This is a genomic window from Streptomyces sp. NPDC048504, assembly GCF_043200035.1.
Taxonomy (GTDB): domain Bacteria; phylum Actinomycetota; class Actinomycetes; order Streptomycetales; family Streptomycetaceae; genus Streptomyces.
In genome coordinates this window covers 31,392-48,947 of record NZ_JBICXA010000031.1, presented here as the reverse complement: position 1 = coordinate 48,947, position 17,556 = coordinate 31,392, and the positions used below count along the sequence as shown (strand labels likewise).

Sequence of the window (17,556 nt, the reverse complement as noted above, 5' to 3'; positions counted from 1 at the left end):
CGCCCAGGGGCCGGCAACTCAGCTGATCCGTCAACTGAGTTCGCCTCATGGGCCCCGCGCCGTCCCCAGCCCTCAACTCGCGGTGTTGGTCTGCCAGACGACCGCGGTGTCCGTCGCTATGACCATGTTGCCGTCCTCCAGCACCTTGAGCACGGCCCCGGTGGCACCTTGCGTGCCGCTGCTCCACAGCGCCTGGTGCTGAGCGTCGTAGACCACGAGGTTGCCGTCCGCCTGGAACACGGCCGTGTTGCCCGTGCCCTGGGTCTGGCTGGCCCAATGTGCCGTTCCGGCCGCGTCGTAGAGGACGAGGTTGCCGTCCGTCTGCATGATCAGTTTCGAGCGCACGGTCTGCACGAATGTCCCGGCGTCGAACGTGTAGGGGGACTTCACCACCACGGCGTCGGCCAAGTTTCCGTCACCTGTGCCTGAGGGAGAAGGGGACGGAGACGCCGTCGCTCCGCTTGCGGACGGGGAGGCCGACACCTGGGCGGCGCGGCCGGCGCCGGCGGACGGTGTGACGTGGGCGGACGCCGAGTCCTTGCTCTTGTCCGTGCCCTTGTCGTCGAGGGTGTTGAACAGGAACAGCCCTGAGCCGGCGACGACGACCAGCGCGGCCGCGCCGATGACGGTCCACAGCCCGCGCCGCCCGCGGTCGCTTCCGGTGCCTCCGCCGTCCGGGGGCGGAGTCGGACCGGTGCCCGCCGGATAGGGGGCATACATGTCTGCCGCGTGAGGCTGCGTGGGGGTGTCGAGGCCCGGCTTCGGCGCGAGAAGGGTGGCTGCGTGGGCTTCCCGCGAGCCGCCGTCCAAGGCCGCCGACTGCGGGGCTACGGCCGTCACCGCATCCGGGGCTACGGGCGGCACACCGCCCCCGCTGTCGGCGACGGTCGCGGCACGTTCCCGGTCCGTCAACGAGCCCACGGCGAGCGCCCGTTGATAGGCGGGATGGTGGACCAGATCGGCCTCGGCCCGGCAGAGTTCGACGATCTGATGCGGGGTGGGGCGCAGGCCGGGGTCGCTCTGCGCGCAGGCGGCGATCAGCTCGGCGACGCCGGGATCGACACCCCGCAGGTCGATCTCGCCGTGCACCGAACGGTAGGACACGGCCGCGAACGGCCCGTCCCCGTAAGGCGGGCGGCCGGTGACGGCGAACGCCAGTGTGGCCCCGAGGGCGAACACGTCCGCGCCCGGTCCGGTCTCGCCGCCCGTGATCGTCTCCGGCGCGATGAACCCCGGACTGCCCATCGCTCCGCCGACCTGCGTCAGGTTGGACGTGCCGGTGGTCCTGGCGATGCCGAAGTCGATCAGTTGAGGGCCGGTCGCGGAGAGGATGACGTTGTGCGGCTTGAGGTCCCGATGCCACACACCGCGGACGTGGATGGCGTCCAGCCCCTCGGCGAGGGCGGCCAGCATGACCCGGGCGAGGTCGGCGGGGAGCGGTCCGTTCGTCACGACCGCGGCGTGCAGCGTGGGCCCCGGCACATACTCGGTGGCGAGCCAGTACGGCGGCGTGTCCAGCTCCGCGTCGATGAGCGACGCCGTGTACGCGCTGCGGACCGTACCCAGGGTCTCCACCTCGCGGCGGAACCGGCTCAGGGCGTGTTCGTCATGGCGCAGGTGGTCGTTGATCACCTTGACGGCGGTGGGACGGCCGCCCGGCGAACGCGCGAGGTACACCCTCCCCATCCCGCCCTCGCCGAGTCTGCCGACCAGACGGTAACGACCTATGTGCGATGGGTCGGAGCCATCGAGCGAAAGCACGGGACATGTCCTCCTTGGGTGGAACCGAGAGTCACCAGATCCACCGTGAGGTCAACTCGACTGGGCTCCAACCCCGTTGCCCAGCGGGGGTGTGGGGATGCGACACCAGTCCTCGGACGACACGCCCGGACCGGACCCCGACATAGTAGAGGGAACAGGCCCCCGCGCCTCACCGGTCACCCTATTCACTGGATGTCCTCGTGCAGATGCACGACGAGCCAGTGACCGTCGGGATGCGCACGCCGCAGGACCGCGGTGTTGCGGGCCAACTCCGAAGGGGCCGCGCGGAAGTCGACCCGCAGCCAGTAGCGGGCCACGGCCAAGTCGCCGAAGACGTCGACGACTTGGCCGTACGCCGTGAGGCCGGTCTCGGCAGGACCGTCGTCCGGCGCGGGACGGGCGTCCCGGACGCGGTTCAACTCCGTTCTGCCGCTGATGAGTTCGGGGGTCGCCGAGTCCCAGATGGTGGCGTCGTGGTCGAGGAAGGCGTCGATACGGTCGCGGTCACCGGCCGTGTAGCCCGCGTACATGCCCGTGATCACCGTCCACACGTCGGCCAGGTCGGCGGCCGCGCCACCCGGGCGGGCACCGCGGCCTGCGGCGGGACGGGCGGGCGGGGGCGGTGGAGCGGGCATGACGGATCCTTGGGTGAGTGCCTGGTGAGAGGGCTGAAGTCCGGGGTCTGGGACGGAGGCGGGGTGCTTGCCGTGGACCATCGCGTCGCTTCCTGTTTCTCCTGTCCCGCCCGTTCGCGCCGGTTCGTTCGGTTCAAGGAAGGACGGTCAGGTCCCGGGGCGTGCGGTTGAGGCGCTCGCCGCCGTCCTCCGTGCAGATCACGATGTCCTCGATCCGGGCGCCGTACTGGCCGGGCAGGTAGATACCGGGTTCGACGGAGAAGGCCATGCCCGGTGCGAGCGGGAGCGGGTTGCCGGTCACGATGTAGGGCTCCTCGTGGCTCTCCAGGCCGATGCCGTGTCCGGTGCGGTGGATGAAGTGCGGTCCGTATCCGGCGTCGGTGATGATGTCCCGTCCCACGGCGTCGAGTTGACCGGCCGTGATGTCCGGTCGTACGGCGTCGGTCTGGGCGCGTTGGGCGCTGAGCAGTACCTCGTGGAGCCGGCGGAACTCGGCGGGCGGCTCGCCCATCGCGTACACCCGGGTGGAGTCGGAGCAGTAACCGTCCACGGTCGTACCGCCGATGTCGACCACCACCGGGTCGCCGGGGCGGATCGTCCGGTCGGAGAGTTCGTGGTGCGGGCTGGCACTGTTCGGGCCGGAGCCGACGATGACGAAGTCGACCCGGATGTGCCCCTCGGCGATGATCGCGTCCGCGATGTCCCGGCCGACCTCGCGTTCGGTACGCCCGGCTCGCAGCCACTCCCCCATGCGGGCGTGCACCCGGTCGATGGCCGCACCGGCCCGACGCAGAGCGGCCGCCTCCTCCGGAGTCTTGCGCATCCGCAGCCCGTTCAGCACGGCTCCGGCCAACTCCTGGCTGACACCCGGCAGTTGGGTACGGAAGGCGATGATCTTCTCCGCCCACATCCGGTTGTCGACGCCGACGCGGGCGGTGCGGGCGGGCAGCCGGGCCGCGACGAGGGCGTAGGGGTCGTCGGTCTCGCCCCAGCCGGTGATCTCGATGCCCAGGTCACCGGCCGGGGATGCCTTGGCGGCGAGTTCCTCCAGGGCCGGCACGAGGAGGAAGGGGTCGCTGTCGGCGGGCAGCACCAGGCAGGTCAGCCGTTCCAACGGCTTGGCGTCGTATCCGGTCAGGTACCGCAGGTCCGCGCCGGGCGAGATCAGCAGGGCGTCCAGACCGGCTCGGGCCGTGGCCTGCTGGGCGCGGTGGAGGCGGTCGGCCGGGTACAGGTTCGCGGGCGGTTCGGCGGGGTGGTGGGGGTGGTCGTCGTCGGGCGGTGGGGTGGCGGGCATCGGGTCTCCGTGGGGTTCGGCGTGAGGTTCCGTTTGGCGTTCTGTGGGTGGGGGTTTCTCGGAGTGCGGGGCGCCGGTGACCCGGGGGCTGTGCGCACACTGGTGACAGGCAGGGCGCGGTCGTCACGTCCCGGTGGGGCGACCGTCAGCGGGCTGCGCTGTGATCGAACGTTGCCGGCGTTGCCGGTGTGGATCGGGACCAGCACCAGCCCGGATCATCGCCGTCTCCGGATCACACCCGGAGCGAATCACCCCCACCACCGCACCGGACCGCCGCCCACGCGGACGACCCGCCCCACCCCCACTCACGCCGCATACAACCGGCACGCGACACCCCCCGCGATCAACTGCGGCTCCTCCCGGTCGCAACCGTCGAAGGCCTGCGGGCAGCGCGGGTGGAAGCGACAGCCGCTCGGCGGGTCGGCAGGGTCAGGGACATCGCCGGGGAGTTCGGCGGGCAGCACGCCCGCCCCGTCCGGCTTCGGTACCGCGGCCAGGAGTGCCCGGGTGTACGGGTGGCGCGGGTCCGCCCAGACCTCGGCGGTGGGACCGGTCTCCACGATCCGGCCGAGGTACATCACGGCGATCCGGTCCGCGATCAGCCGGACGACGGACAGGTCGTGGCTGATGAACAGCAGCCCGGCGCCCGACTCGACGGCCAACGACCGCATCAGCGTAGCCACTTGGAGCTGAGCGGAAGCGTCCAGCGCGGAGATCGGTTCATCGCCGACCAGCAGGCGGGGTCGGGCGGCGAGGGCGCGCGCGATGGCGATGCGCTGGCGTTGGCCGCCGGAGAACTCCTGGGGATAGCGCTCGGCGGCGCTCGCCGGCAGGCCGACCCGGGTCAACAGGTCCTCCGGGGTGGTGAGTTCGGCCGCGGCCTCGCCCCGCCCGGCCGCCGTACGGATGCCGTCGGCGATCTGCGAGCCCACCCGGCGCCGGGGATTGAGGGAACCGTACGGATCCTGGAAGACCATCTGGACGCCGGTCAGGGCCAGTTCACGGCGGCGCACCCGCAACGGCCGTACCGGTGTCCCGTCGTAGGTGATCCGGCCTTCCGCGGGTGCGGTGAGGCCGCAGACCGCGCGGGCCAGCGTCGACTTGCCGCAGCCCGACTCGCCTACCAGACCCACGACTTCACCGGCCCGCACCTGGAGGCTGACCCCGGCGACGGCTCGGGTGGGGGCTGCGCCCGGCCGGTGGTACTGGACCACGAGGTCGTCGACCGAGAGGAGAGGGGTCGTCGGGTCGGGGGTCATACGGTGCTCCTTCCGGGGAGCGCGTCCAAGAGCGTGCGGGTGTAGTCGTGTTGGGGGTCGGTGAGGACCCGGCCCCGTGCACCCGTCTCGACGACCAGGCCGTGGCGCATCACACTCACCTCGTCGGCGATCGCGGACATCACGCCCAGGTCGTGGGTGACCAGCAGGACGGCGAGGCCGAGGTCGTCGCAGAGACCGCGCAACAGCCTCAACACCCCTGCCTGCACGGTCACATCGAGCGCGGTCGTGGGCTCGTCGGCGATCAGGACCTTCGGTTCGCAGGCCAGCGCGATGGCGATCGCGATGCGCTGGCGCATGCCGCCGGAGAACTGGTGCGGGTAACGGCCCAGTGCCTCACGGGGGTTGGGGATACGGACCTGCGTCAGCAGTGCGGCGGCCCGCTCCTTCGCCGCCTTCCGATTCAGCTTCAGGTGGTGGCGCAGGTGGTCGGTGAGCTGATGGCCGATGCTGAGCATGGGGTGCAGGCTGGTGGACGGGTCCTGGAACACCATGCTCACCGACTGCCCACGCAGCGCGGCCAGTTGGCGGGTCGGCAGGGCCAGCAGGTCCGTGCCTTCGAACTCGATCCGCCCACCGGTGTGCGCACCCGGCGGCAGCAGACCGAGCACGGCAAGACCGGTCATGGTCTTGCCCGAACCGCTCTCCCCCGCGAGCCCATGGATACGGCCGGGTTGGAGTGCGAGGTCGACGCCGCCGAGGATGCGGGCACCGCCCAGGTCGAGGGTGAGGCCGCTGATCCTCAGGACGTCCACGGAGTCGCCGCCGGTCATGCCACACGCTCCTTCTCCGCGCCGATCGTGCGGGCGGTACCCGGGTCGAGGGCGTCCCGGAGTGTGTCGCCGAGGAAGTTGAAGGCGAGGACGACGGTGAGGATCGCCAGGCCTGGGAAGACCCCGATCCACCACTTGTCGAACTGCTGGGTGCCGTCCGCCACCATCGCGCCCCACTCGGCGGTCGGCGGTTTCGCGCCGAGCCCGAGGAAGGACAGTCCGGACAGCAGCAGCGTCGCCGTGCCGATGTCGAGGGTGGCCAGCACCAGGAGCGGGCCGAGCACGTTGGGCAGGATGTCGACGCGCAGCGACCGCCAGGCGGAGAAGCCCAACAGCCGTCCGCTGAGCACGAATTCACGGTTCCGCAGGCCCATGACCAGACCCCGGGTGACGCGTGCGTACGACGGCCAGGACACGACCAGGACGGCCAGCACCGCGTTCTGCAGGCTGGCGCCGAGCGCGGCGGCGACCACCATCGCCAGGATGACGGTGGGGAAGGCGAACACCAGGTCCGCGATCCGCATTACGGTCTCGTCCACCCACCGCCCGAAGAACCCGGCGCAGGCCCCGAGCACTCCCCCGACCAGCAGCGACATGGCCACCAGCAGGAGGGCGAGCGGGATGGAGACCCTGGCGCCGTACAGCACGCGGCTCAGGACGTCCCGGCCCAGCTCGTCCGTGCCGAACCAGTGTCCGGCGCCGGGGGCGGCCAGCCGGGGCAGGTTCTGCGCGAGGGGGTCGTGCGGGGCGAGCAGCGGGGCGGCGACCACGATCAGCAGCCAGAACACCGCGACCAGGCCGCCCGTCACCGCGAGCGGGCGACGCCAGGCGGCCGGCAGCCGTCGTAGGAGACCGCGTTTCACCACGCCCTCGGGGCTCCGCTCAGGACTGCGTTTCACTGGACCCTCACCCTCGGGTCGATCACGCCGTACAGGACGTCCACGGCGAGGTTGACGGTCAGGTACACCAGGCCCACGACCAGGCCGACGCCCATCACGGCGGGGAGGTCGAGGGTGGTCGCGCTGCGGTAGGCGTAGGCGCCGAGGCCCGGCCAGGCGAAGATCGACTCGACCAGGACGGTGCCCGAGAGGAGGGCGCCGAAGGCCAGTCCGGCGACCGTGATGACGGGGACGAGGGCCGCGCGGAGGATGTACTGGAAGAGGACCGTGCGGGCGGGGAGGCCCTTGGCGCGGGCCGCACGGACGTAGTCCTGGTTGAGGACCTCCAGTACGGCGGAGCGGGTGAAGCGGGTCAGCAGGCCGACGGTGTACGCCGTCAACACCAGTGCGGGCAGGGCGAGATGGCTCACCGCGCTCCAGAACACCGGCCACTGTCCGGCGAGTGCCGCGTCGACCGTGTACAGGCCGGTGACGTGCGGGGGCGCGGTCATGCCGGGGTCGAGGCGACCGCTGCCCGGGGCCCAGCCGAGGCGGTAGAAGAAGACGTAGAAGGCGAGCAGGGCCAGCCAGAAGGTGGGTACCGAGACCCCCAACAGGCTGACCACGCGCAGGAGTTGATCGGTCAAGCGGTCTCGGCGCAGGGCCGCCACGACGCCGAAGGCCACACCCAGGATCAGGGAGACCACGATCGCGGCCCCGGCGAGTTCGAGGGTCGCGGGGACGGCCGTCGACAGGTCGGTGAGGACGGACTGGTGGCTCTGCTGGGACTCGCCGAGGTCACCGTGTAGGAGGTTGCCGAGGTAGGTGACGTACTGGACCGGCAGTGGCTTGTCGAGGCCGTAGTGGTGACGGAACTGGGCGACGATCGCCGGATCGCCGATCGCCCGCTGGCCGAGGTTGGCCGCAGCGGGGTCGCCCGGGACCAGGTTGGTGAGGACGAACGTCACCAGGGTCACGCCGAGGGCGAGCAGAACGGCGGTGGCGGTACGGCGGAGGAGGAAACGGGCGAGGGGGTGGCGGGCGAGGAGTCGACGGGGGCGGAGGGCCGTCGGGCGGCCGGTGCGAAGGCGGTCGCCGCCACCCGAGCCCGCGCCGCCGGCGTCCTCGGCGCCCACCCCTTCGCCCCCTGTCCCCTTACTTCGCGCCCAGCGCGGCGACATCGATCGTCCATACGGGGTTGTAGGCGACGCCGGTCACGGACGCGGCGGAGACGGTGTTGCGGCTCGGCTGCATCAGCGGGATGAAGGGACCGGAGGCGTTCATGCGGGTCTGGATCTGCTCGTACAGGGTCTTGCGGGTGTCGTCGCCGATCGTCGTCGCCGCCTTGTCGCCGAGTGCGGTGAGGGTGGGGTCGGCGCCGGCCTTCCAGCCCGCGCGGAGGCCGACGAGGTCGCCGGGGAGGAAGGTCAGGTAGTCGCTGGGGTCCGGGTAGTCCGGGCCCCAGTACCAGAGGCCCAACTGCTCTTTGCCGTTGCGGTAGTTGTCGAGTTCCGTGGTGGTCGGCGCGGGGGCGAGCGTGACGGTGATGCCGACCTCCTTCAGCTGGGCCTGGACCCGTTCGGCGAGGGTCTGCAGGGACAGTCCGTCGACGGTCAGGTCGCTGGCGTAGCCGAGGGTCACGGACGGCTTGGCGATACCGCTCGCCTTGAGCGCCGCCTTCGCCCCGGCGAGGTCGCGGCCCGCGGCCTCGGAGGCGGGCAGCGCGCCGAGGAAGGTCGACGGGATGATCCCGGCGGGCTGGACCGAGCCGGTACCGGCGAGCGAGAGCAGGCTCTTGTAGTCGATGCCCTTGCGCACCGCCTCCGCGAACTTCGCGTTGGCCGTCGTAGTGCTGACCTTGGTGTTCCGGTTGAGCAGCAGGAAGATCACGTCCGAGGACGCGCCGCTGTCCACCTTTAGTCCGCCGCCGAGCCCGCTGACCTGGTCGGAGGTGAGGTCGAGGGCGATCTGGCTGTCACCGCGCTGGACGTTCAGCTTCTGGGTGGGGGCCTGGACGTTGCGCAGCACGATCTTGTCGTAGGTCGGCTTGTCGGAGCCGGTGTACTTGGGGTTCTTGGTCAGGACGACCTGGGTGTTCGTGTTGAACGAGGTGAGGGTGTACGGGCCGGAGCCCGCCGACGTCGTGTTCAGGTACTTCTCCGCCGCGTCCGTCGCGGTCGCCGAGCCGCCGTGGGCCTGGACCGTCTTCGCGCTGAGGATGCCGAGCGCGGGGTTGGGGAGGATGAAGGGCAGCGCCGGGTTCGCCTTCTTCGACACCAGGGTGACGGTGGAGGCGTCGGTCTTGGTGACCGTGACACCGTCGAGCAGGAACGACGGGTTGCCCTTGAGCGCGATCACCCGGTTCAGCGAGAAGACGACGTCGTCGGCGGTGACCGCGCTGCCGTCCGCGAACTTCGCACCCGCACGCAGGTGCAGGGTGAGCGTCTTGCCGTCCTTGGACTGCTCGTACGACGAAGCCAGCCCCGGCACCGGCTTGGTGACGTCGGAGCCCTTGAAGGACAGCAGGGTCTCGTACAGCGCCTTGTCCACGATCTGCCCGGTCGGCTCGAACTCGCGGCCCGGGTCGGCGGTCTTCAGGTTGAACGACGTGTCGACGACCAGGGTCTTGCCGGCCGAGGAGCCGGTGGCGCTCGTACCGCCGGAGCAGGCGCTCAGGGCGAGCGCCGCGACCGCGACGAGAGGGAGTGCCACCGGGTACGACCCGGCAGTGAATCTGGGCATGCGTGCCTCCGTGAGCAGGGCGGAGCGGGGCGGAGCGGGGCGGAGCGGAAGAAGGCCGTGCGGGACCGGTCGTGCGGATGCGGGCGGATACCGGGAGGGGACCTGGACGATTCGCCGTTAGGGTTGGCTGAAACTAACCAGGACTCTCGGCGGACGGGACCAGCGCGAGACGTAATGCAACGGAGAGGCGCGAACATGGAAGATCTGTCGACCCCGGAGACCCCGGGCTCGCGCCGCTCTGGACGGATCGGCATCGGTCTTGCCCTGGATTCGGTGCATTTCAAGATCCTCGACGTGCTGCGTACACAGGGCCGCATCTCCGTCGCCGCCCTGGCGGAGCGCGTCGGCGTCTCCCGCGCGAACGCCTACGCCCGCCTCGAAGCCCTCCGCGCCGATGGCGTGATCAACGGCTTCAGCGCCCGCGTCGACCACAACCGGGTCGGGCTGGAGATCTGCGCCCTGATCTTCGTCACGGTCCGCCAGGAGCTGTGGAACCAGTTCCGTACCGCGCTCGCCCAGATGCCGGAGGTGGAGTACTGCGCCGTCACCACCGGCCAGCACGACGCCATGATCCAGATTCGGGTGGCCGACGTCACCGCCGTCCACCGCCTGGTCACCGACCGCCTCTCCACCATCCCCGCGGTCCGCGCGACCGAGACCGTGATCATCCTCGACGAGGTGCTCCGCCGCCCGTACGTCCTGCCGACCACGCCCCGCTCCCCCGAGTCTGCGACCGGCAACCCGCAAGACGCCCCCGGAACTAGCCAGTTCGGGATGACCCGGTTCATCCGGGCGGCGGAGGGACGGGCCGATCTGCAGCGGGCCTCCGAGCCGGAGGACTGACGGGGGCCGCACGCCGTCTCCCGCCGAAGACGGGGGCGGCGCCGCGCGATGCGAGTGAGAGGCCGCGCCGCGTCGGGCCGGGGGCATTGTCAGTGGTGGGAGGCAGGATGAGAGTCATGACAACTCCTGCAGCTGTGATCGTGGATGCCGCCGCCTACGCGCAGGCCGTCGAGGACGCGGTGAAGGCGTCGGCCGCCTATTACGCCGGCGGCACCTCCGCCCTGGACGACGATTCCTACGACCGGCTGGTGCGCGGCATCGCCGCGTGGGAGGCCGGGAATCCCGAGCAGGTGCTGCCCGACTCCCCGACCGGGAAGGTGGCCGGTGGCGCGGTCGAGGGCGATGTCCCGCACACGGTGGCGATGCTGAGCCTGGACAACGTGTTCTCGGCGGAGGAGTTCACCACCTGGACGGCCTCGCTGGCCCGAAGAATCGACCACGAGGTCACGCGGTTCAGCGTGGAGCCGAAGCTGGACGGCCTGGCGGTCGCGGCCCGCTACACGCGCGGCAGACTCACCCGGCTCATCACCCGCGGCGACGGCACGGCCGGGGAGGACGTCACCCACGCGATCGGCACCATCGAGGGCCTGCCGCAGGAGCTGGCCGAGCCGGTCACCGTCGAGGTGCGCGGCGAAGTCCTCATGACCACCGCCCAGTTCGAGCACGGCAACGAGGTCCGCACCGCGCACGGCGGCCAGCCCTTCGCCAACCCGCGCGGCGCCTCCGCCGGCACGCTGCGCGCCAAGGAGCGCGCCTACACGGTGCCGATGACGTTCTTCGGCTACGGCCTGCTGCCCCTCGCCGACACCGAGGCCGGGCTCGCGGCACGGCTGGCCGAGCTCGCGCACAGCGACCTCATGACCCAGGCCGCGGCCTACGGGGTCAACACCACGGCCACCACCGACGTGCCCGGCATCACCGCCGACACGGTCGAGGAGGTGCTGGCCCGGGTCCAGGAGATCGCCGCGCTGCGGGCCCAACTGCCGTTCGGGATCGACGGGATCGTCATCAAGGCCGACCTCGCCGCCGACCAGCAGGCCGCCGGGTCGGGCACGCGGGCCCCGCGCTGGGCGATCGCCTACAAGCTGCCCGCCGTGGAGAAGATCACCCGGCTCCTGGAGGTGGAGTGGAACGTGGGCCGCACCGGCATCATCGCCCCGCGCGCGGTCCTGGAGCCGGTCGAGATCGACGGCGCCACCATCACCTACGCCACCCTCCACAACCCGGGCGACATCACCCGCCGCGACCTGCGCCTGGGCGACCACGTCATGGTGCACCGCGCCGGTGACGTGATCCCCCGCATCGAGGCCCCGGTCGCGCATCTGCGCACCGGCGAGGAACAGCCCATCGTGTTCCCCGAGGTGTGCCCGCGCTGCGGCTCCGGCATCGACACCAGCGAACTGCGCTGGCGCTGCGAACAGGGCCGCAACTGCCACCTGGTCGCCGCCCTCTCCTACGCCACGGGCCGCGACCAGCTCGACATCGAGGGGCTGGGCCACACCCGCGTCGTCCAGCTCGTCGACGCCGGTCTGGTCGCCGATCTAGCCGACCTGTTCGCCCTCACACGCGAGCAGCTCCTGGGCCTGGAGCGGATGGGCGAGACCAGCACCGACAACCTCCTCGCCGCGATCGACACGGCCAAAGGACAGCCGCTGTCCCGGGTGTTGTGCGCGCTCGGGGTGCGCGGCACCGGCCGCTCCATGTCCCGCCGTATCGCCCGCTACTTCGCGACCATGGACGAGATCCGCGCCGCCGACGCGGAAGCGATGCAGCGGGTCGACGGCATCGGCACGGAGAAGGTCCCCTCGATCGTCGCCGAGCTGGCCGAACTCGCCCCGCTCATCGACAAACTGGTCGCCGTCGGCGTCAACATGACCGAGCCGGGCGCGACCCCGCCCGCGCCCACGACGGATGACACGGCTGCGGACGGCGGCGAAGGGGCCACGGCCGACGACGGGCCGCTGGCCGGGATGACGGTGGTCGTCACCGGCGCGATGACCGGCCCCCTGGAGAAGCTCAGCCGCAACCAGATGAACGAACTCGTCGAGCGCGCCGGCGGCCGTTCCTCCTCCAGCGTCTCCAAGAAGACCACCCTGGTCGTGGCGGGCGAGAACGCGGGATCGAAGCGAGCCAAGGCCGAGACGCTCGGCATCCGCCTCGCCACGCCCGACGAGTTCGCGACGCTGATCGCGGAGTACCTCAACTGAGGGCCTGCGTAAGGGGTGTTCCGCACCGGGAGCGTGCCGCATGGGGTGTTCCGCAGATCACAGCGGTCGACGGGACATGAGCGGGAACAACCGAGACGGGTGGCCCGTTCATCCATACGTGGCTGCGGAGGGGACAGTGTCCCCGGGCCTCACCTATAGCCCATGGGGACGATCGTTCGGCTGAAGCCCCATGGAGCCCCTCGCCGAGAGGCGACCGCCCTCCGCACGCCACCACGTACGGCCCCGGCTGGTCTCCCCCGTCCAGCCGGGGCCTCTTTCACTCCGAGGAGCGACCTCGCGCACCCCGCGAGCGGGGCAGAATGGACGCCACACAGCCGCTGCGGATGGGGAGTTCATGGACACGCGTACGTTCGACGCGCTGACGGAGTCGATGAAGAGCGCGTACGTCGCGGGTCTCAGCGAAGGCGCCGTGCCCCGCCCGGTCATCATGCCGCTGGTGCGCGGCGAGTTGGTCGGCCTGATCTGGCTGCGCCCGGTCAAGTCCGGCGAGGACGCGCTCACGGCGATCGCCTCGCTGTCGAACATCGCCGCGGCGGCGAACGCCGACGAGATCGTGCTCGCCTGGGAGACCCAGGACGTGGCCACCACCTGCGAACTCCCCGCCGACGGTCCGTCCCCCTGCCTCAACATGGTGCACGCCACGACGGACGGCCACACGCTCCACCAGTTCCCGTACACCGAGGACCCGTCCTCCGCCGCACCCCAGTGGCAGCCGGCCCCGGCTCCCCAGCCCGACGCCGAACTGCTGCCGCCCGTGCAGGCAGCGGTCGACTACGCCTTCACCCCCCTCGAACTGGACCATCCGTCCCCGTTCGGCGTCACGGTCGTCCTCATGGAAGAGGACGGCTACACCTTGCGCCTGACCGAGGCGTTCACCTTCTGAGCCACGCGTCACCCGCGACTCCAACATTCGTCTGATCGCTGATTGCCGTGACAGACGCGACACACTTAACGGAACAGAGGCTCCCTACACCCACCCCGGGCCTACGCTGTGCCCGTGACCAGTGTTGACGTCGCCCCCGGAACCACCGCCGAGAGCGGACCCGAGCCGCGCACCCAGTCCCTGATGCTCACCTTCTTCGGCGCTCACGTGCTGGGGCGGCCCGTCGCCGTGTCGTCGGGCAGCGTGATCTCCGCTCTCGGGAGGGTCGGGAGTACCGAGGAGGCGGTGCGGACCACGCTGAACCGGATGGTCAAGCGCGATCTGCTGGAGCGTCGCCGCCAGGGCCGGAAGACGTACTTCGCGCTGACACCGCACGCCGTGCAGGTGCTGACGGACGGCAGGGACCGCATCTGGCAGACCGGTGCGGTGAACCGGGACTGGGACGGCCGTTGGACGATGGTGGGCTTCTCGCTGCCCGAGGCGTGGAGCCGCGAGCGGCACGATCTGCGCTCCCGTCTGATCTGGGCAGGCTTCGGCCCGCTGCAGAACGGCCTGTGGCTGGCCCCGGCGCCCGTCGACGTCCGCGAGATGGTGGCGGGTCTCGGCCTGGAGCCGTATCTGCGGGTGTTCCGGGCCGAGGTGGAGTCGCCGACCGACGTCCGTGAAGTGCTGGAGCAGGCCTTCGACGTGCCGGCCATCGGCGCCAGGTACCGCGCGTTCCTGGACCGCTGGGACCGCACCGACCCCCTGCCCGCGGCGACCTCCGGCGACGACCTCGCGGGTCAACTCCTGCTGCACACCGACTGGTTGGATCTCGTACGGCGGGACCCGCATCTGCCCGCCGAGCACCTGCCCGGAGACTGGCCCGCCGCGCAGGCGGAGACCGTCTTCCGCGGTCTGGCCAGCCGCTGGGAGCGTCCGGCGGCGCGAGCGGCCGCCCGGCTGCTCGACACCATGCCCCTGGACTGATCCGCACACCCGGACCGATTGCGTCCGCACCCGGCTCCCGTGCGCCCACACGCGGATCCGTCTGCTTCATTATTGGTCACTCTATTGACTGCCATCAAAAAAGAGCCCTACATTCGCACCGCTCTTCCCGTTCGTTCCACCGCCTCGCTCGCTCCACCTCGCACGTCCAGCACGCTCCCCCTCGGTCCCTCTGACTCGCGGAGCCGCCGTCATGCCCCGACCCCGTTTCTCGACCCTCGCCGCCGCCTGCGCGACCGCCCTCGCCACCGCCCTGATCGGTCCGGCGAGCGGCGCCCACGCCGCGACCGCCGGCCACTACTCCGGCACGCTGGCCGACGGCGCCACCTGGATCGCGGACACGCCCGAGCAGTGGAACGGCACCCTTCTGCTGTTCAGCCACGGCTTCGGACCGACCACAGCGGCCGACGCGCCCTCGCCCGCCGTGAGCAAGGCCCTGCTGGACGCCGGTTACGCCCTCGCCGGGTCCTCCTACGACCCCAACGGCTCGATGTGGGCGCTCACTTCGGCCGAGCGGGACCAGTTCGCCGCGCTCACCGCGTTCCGCCAACAGGTCGGCACACCGACCCGGGTCATCTCGGTGGGCCAGTCGATGGGCGGACTCGTCAACGCCCAGATCGCCCGGGACGGCGCGGGCCGCGTCGACGGTGCGCTCGGCCTGTGCGGGCTGGTGGCGGGCGGTGTCGATCTGGACAACTACCAGCTGGACGCCGAGTACACCCTGGCCACGTTCTTCGACCCCGCCGACGCCGATGCCCTGGTGGACCTCGACAACCAGGCCGACGGTGCCGCCCTCGCCAGCCGGCTCACGACAGCCGTGCAGACGGCGCAGCAGACCCCGGCGGGCCGGGCCCGGATCGCCCTCGCCGCCGCCTATCTCAATCTGGCCGACTGGGCTCCCGGCCAACCGCCGCCCACGCAGGGCGACTTCGCGGGCCAGGAGCAGCAGCAGTACGCATGGATGGCTCAGGGGCTGCTCTCGTTCATCATTCCGGCGCGCTGGTCTGTGGAGCAGTCCGCCGGCGGCAACACGTCGTGGAACAAGGGTGTCGACTACGCCGGGCTGTTGCGCGAGTCGGCCCACGTCAAGCAGGTCGAGGCGCTCTACCGCGACGCCGGGCTCGACCTCCGCACCGACCTGAACCGGCTCACCCGCGGCGCGGACATCACCGCCGACCCGGCCGCGGTGGCCCGTCTGAAGCGGTCCTCGACCGCCGGACAGGGACTGGCCGTTCCGCTGCTGGACATCCACACCACCGCCGACCAACTGGTACCCGTGGAACAGGAATCGGCGTTCGCCGGGCGGGTGCGCGCGGCCGGCGACTCTCACCTCCTGCGACAGGCCTATGTGTCCCGCCAGAGCCACTGCAACTTCACCACCGCCGAAGTGGTCGCCGGTCTGCATGCCGTGGAACACCGACTGGACACCCGGCACTGGGGCGACACCACCACGGCCGCCCAACTCCAGCGCAGCGCCGAGGACTTGGCCCTCGACGGCGCCGCCTTCACCGACTACCGGCCGAGCCGCCTGACCGGTACCCGCTGATCCCGAAGCGATCTCTCCCCGACTCCCTCCCCAGCTCTCCCCGCCCCTCCCCCGTCCCCTGCTCGCGCGCCCCAGGAGCCTCCGTGTCAATGACGACCGAACCCTCCACCAGGACCGCCACCGGTCCTGGTCTGACCACCGGCACCCTGGTCGCTGGTCTCCTCGCCGTCTGCCTCGCCCAGATCGGCCTGGCCATACCGGCCACGCTCAACGGGCTGTTCCAGTCCGACCTGAATCCGGTCGGCTCCCAACTCACCTGGATCTCCGACGCGTTCCTGCTCCCGGTCGCCGTACTGGAGCTGACCTTCGGCCTGTTGGGCGACCTCTTCGGCCGCAAGCGACTGCTCGTCGGCGGTGCTGCGCTGCTGGCGGTGGGCGAGTTGACCAGTGCCACCGCCTCCGGCGTCCACCAACTGTGGGCAGGGCAGGCCCTGGCGGGCCTCGGCGCCGCCGCCCTGTTCCCGACCTCGCTGGCGATCCTGGCGGCCGGCACCACCTCACCCGCACAACGCGCCCGGGTCATCGCGATGTGGGCGGCCCTGCTCTCCACCGGCGGATTCCTCGCCCCGCTGCTCGGCGGCGTCACCGCCACCTACGGCTCGTGGCGCTGGTCGTTCGTCGTGGTCACCGCCATCGCCGCGGCGAGCGCCGCCGTCAGCGCCCTGTTCGTCGTCAACTCCAGTGCCCCCGAGGGCCGTTCACTCGACATAGCGGGCCAGGTGACCATCGGTCTGGGCCTGTTCGCCCTCCTCTACGCCATCATCCAGGGCCCGACGGACGGCTGGGCCTCGCCCTCGATCGTCATCGCCTTCGTCCTGGCGGCCGTGTTCCTCGCCGGCTTCGTGCTGGCCGAGAAGCGCGCCAAGTCCCCGCTCCTGCGCCTGGATCTGTTCGGCAACCGTGCCTTCGCGGTGGCCTCGATCGTGGCCGTGGTGGGCATGTTCGCCTTCCTGGGCACCGCCTACTCCGTCAGCATCCGGCTCGGCCCGGTGCAGGACCAGGCCCCGATGCGGACGGGCCTGGCGTTCGTCCTCCTCAACGGCATCACTCTGGCGATGCTGCCCCTGACGGAACGGCTGCTGCGCACGGTCGCGCCGGGGCTGCTCCTGGGCGCCGGGCTGCTGTTGATCGCGGCGGGCGACTACCTGGCGGCCACGCTGCCGATCACCGACACCGCCTTCACCTCGCTGATCGTGCCGCTCGGTCTGGTCGGCCTGGGCTTCTCGGTCACCGTCACCTCGATCACCGCGACAGCCGTCAACACCGTGCCGACCCACCTGGCCGGCATGGCGAGCGCCACCACCAACCTGCTCCGGGACTTCGGCTTCACCCTCGGCCCGGCCGTCATCGGCGCCGTCGCCCTGAGCCGCGCGGCCAGCAGTTTCTCCGACTCCCTGCACGACTCCGCGCTGCCGCAGGCACTGAAGGGAGCGGGCACGGCCGTACTCGAAGAAGGCGGACCACTCGCGGTGAACGGCGCCTCGGCGGCATCGCCGAAGCTGGCCGACCTGCATCCGCTCGCCCTGGACGCCCTCGGCCACGGCTACGCGATCGGCTTCGTCGTCTGCGGTACGGCCGCGCTGTGCTCGGCTGTGCTGGCTCTCGTCACGCTGCGCGGCCGTGCCGCCCCGGACGTCGATGCGGCCTCACCCGTCGATGCCGCTTCACGTGACGCCTCCGCGCAGCCGGAGTAGTCCCGAAAGAGC

The 17,556-nt window shown here is 71.2% G+C and carries 14 protein-coding genes; 6 read left to right on the top strand and 8 right to left on the bottom strand.

The annotated features are described in order from the left end of the window. Nucleotides 1–72: 72 nt before the first annotated feature. From ACGFY9_RS47550 to ACGFY9_RS47515, 8 genes are all read right to left on the bottom strand, one after another. The gene (locus ACGFY9_RS47550) at nt 73–1,761 is read right to left on the bottom strand and encodes a protein kinase (protein WP_393765186.1); all 1,689 of its coding nucleotides are present in this window, start codon (nt 1,759–1,761) and stop codon (nt 73–75) included. A gap of 185 nt (nt 1,762–1,946) precedes the next feature. Further along, nucleotides 1,947–2,396 (bottom strand): DUF4440 domain-containing protein, encoded by a 450-nt coding sequence (locus ACGFY9_RS47545; protein ID WP_393765184.1) that lies wholly within the window; start codon nt 2,394–2,396, stop codon nt 1,947–1,949. A 133-nt stretch (nt 2,397–2,529) separates the two neighbouring features. Then, a complete protein-coding gene (locus ACGFY9_RS47540) occupies nt 2,530–3,693 on the bottom strand; it encodes a M24 family metallopeptidase (protein ID WP_393765183.1) in 1,164 nt (387 codons plus the stop codon). A gap of 305 nt (nt 3,694–3,998) precedes the next feature. Then, on the bottom strand, nt 3,999–4,952 hold the full coding sequence (locus ACGFY9_RS47535) for an oligopeptide/dipeptide ABC transporter ATP-binding protein (protein WP_393765181.1): 954 nt from the start codon (nt 4,950–4,952) through the stop codon (nt 3,999–4,001). Continuing rightward, on the bottom strand, nt 4,949–5,743 hold the full coding sequence (locus ACGFY9_RS47530) for an ABC transporter ATP-binding protein (RefSeq protein ID WP_393765179.1): 795 nt from the start codon (nt 5,741–5,743) through the stop codon (nt 4,949–4,951). The genes ACGFY9_RS47535 and ACGFY9_RS47530 overlap by 4 nt, the downstream gene beginning before the upstream one ends. Then, nucleotides 5,740–6,642: an ABC transporter permease gene (locus tag ACGFY9_RS47525; protein ID WP_393765177.1), complete on the bottom strand. Its 903-nt coding sequence runs from the start codon at nt 6,640–6,642 to the stop codon at nt 5,740–5,742. Before ACGFY9_RS47525 ends, ACGFY9_RS47530 begins: the two co-directional genes overlap by 4 nt. Next, the gene (locus tag ACGFY9_RS47520; protein ID WP_393765175.1) at nt 6,639–7,757 is read right to left on the bottom strand and encodes an ABC transporter permease; all 1,119 of its coding nucleotides are present in this window, start codon (nt 7,755–7,757) and stop codon (nt 6,639–6,641) included. Before ACGFY9_RS47520 ends, ACGFY9_RS47525 begins: the two co-directional genes overlap by 4 nt. Before the next feature lie 19 nt (nt 7,758–7,776). Next, the gene (locus tag ACGFY9_RS47515) at nt 7,777–9,363 is read right to left on the bottom strand and encodes an ABC transporter substrate-binding protein (RefSeq protein ID WP_393765173.1); all 1,587 of its coding nucleotides are present in this window, start codon (nt 9,361–9,363) and stop codon (nt 7,777–7,779) included. A gap of 195 nt (nt 9,364–9,558) precedes the next feature. Here ACGFY9_RS47515 and ACGFY9_RS47510 point away from each other — a divergent pair, with 195 nt between their 5' ends. The 6 genes from ACGFY9_RS47510 (at nt 9,559) to ACGFY9_RS47485 (ending at nt 17,544) form a co-directional block, all read left to right on the top strand. After that, on the top strand, nt 9,559–10,206 hold the full coding sequence (locus ACGFY9_RS47510; protein WP_393765171.1) for an Lrp/AsnC family transcriptional regulator: 648 nt from the start codon (nt 9,559–9,561) through the stop codon (nt 10,204–10,206). Between the two features lie 116 nt (nt 10,207–10,322). Further along, nucleotides 10,323–12,413 carry an NAD-dependent DNA ligase LigA gene (ligA, locus tag ACGFY9_RS47505; RefSeq protein ID WP_393765169.1) on the top strand — a complete coding sequence of 697 codons (2,091 nt, stop codon included), beginning with the start codon at nt 10,323–10,325 and terminating at the stop codon, nt 12,411–12,413. 355 nt (nt 12,414–12,768) lie between these two features. After that, on the top strand, nt 12,769–13,317 hold the full coding sequence (locus ACGFY9_RS47500; protein WP_393765167.1) for a hypothetical protein: 549 nt from the start codon (nt 12,769–12,771) through the stop codon (nt 13,315–13,317). Nucleotides 13,318–13,425: 108 nt separating this feature from the next. Next, entirely contained in the window at nt 13,426–14,286 is an 861-nt protein-coding gene (locus ACGFY9_RS47495; protein WP_393765165.1) for a PaaX family transcriptional regulator C-terminal domain-containing protein, read from the top strand. 211 nt (nt 14,287–14,497) lie between these two features. Continuing rightward, the gene (locus tag ACGFY9_RS47490) at nt 14,498–15,850 is read left to right on the top strand and encodes an alpha/beta hydrolase (RefSeq protein WP_393765163.1); all 1,353 of its coding nucleotides are present in this window, start codon (nt 14,498–14,500) and stop codon (nt 15,848–15,850) included. A gap of 89 nt (nt 15,851–15,939) precedes the next feature. Further along, entirely contained in the window at nt 15,940–17,544 is a 1,605-nt protein-coding gene (locus ACGFY9_RS47485; protein WP_393765161.1) for an MFS transporter, read from the top strand. Nucleotides 17,545–17,556: the final 12 nt, after the last annotated feature.

Coding starts and splice junctions, on each gene's coding strand:
- ACGFY9_RS47485 (WP_393765161.1), top strand. CDS start 15,940: ATGACGACCGAACCCTCCACCAGGACCGCCACCGGTCCTGGTCTGACC.
- ACGFY9_RS47540 (WP_393765183.1), bottom strand. CDS start 3,693: ATGCCCGCCACCCCACCGCCCGACGACGACCACCCCCACCACCCCGCC.
- ligA (WP_393765169.1), top strand. CDS start 10,323: ATGACAACTCCTGCAGCTGTGATCGTGGATGCCGCCGCCTACGCGCAG.
- ACGFY9_RS47490 (WP_393765163.1), top strand. CDS start 14,498: ATGCCCCGACCCCGTTTCTCGACCCTCGCCGCCGCCTGCGCGACCGCC.
- ACGFY9_RS47530 (WP_393765179.1), bottom strand. CDS start 5,743: ATGACCGGCGGCGACTCCGTGGACGTCCTGAGGATCAGCGGCCTCACC.
- ACGFY9_RS47510 (WP_393765171.1), top strand. CDS start 9,559: ATGGAAGATCTGTCGACCCCGGAGACCCCGGGCTCGCGCCGCTCTGGA.
- ACGFY9_RS47545 (WP_393765184.1), bottom strand. CDS start 2,396: ATGCCCGCTCCACCGCCCCCGCCCGCCCGTCCCGCCGCAGGCCGCGGT.
- ACGFY9_RS47515 (WP_393765173.1), bottom strand. CDS start 9,363: ATGCCCAGATTCACTGCCGGGTCGTACCCGGTGGCACTCCCTCTCGTC.
- ACGFY9_RS47500 (WP_393765167.1), top strand. CDS start 12,769: ATGGACACGCGTACGTTCGACGCGCTGACGGAGTCGATGAAGAGCGCG.
- ACGFY9_RS47535 (WP_393765181.1), bottom strand. CDS start 4,952: ATGACCCCCGACCCGACGACCCCTCTCCTCTCGGTCGACGACCTCGTG.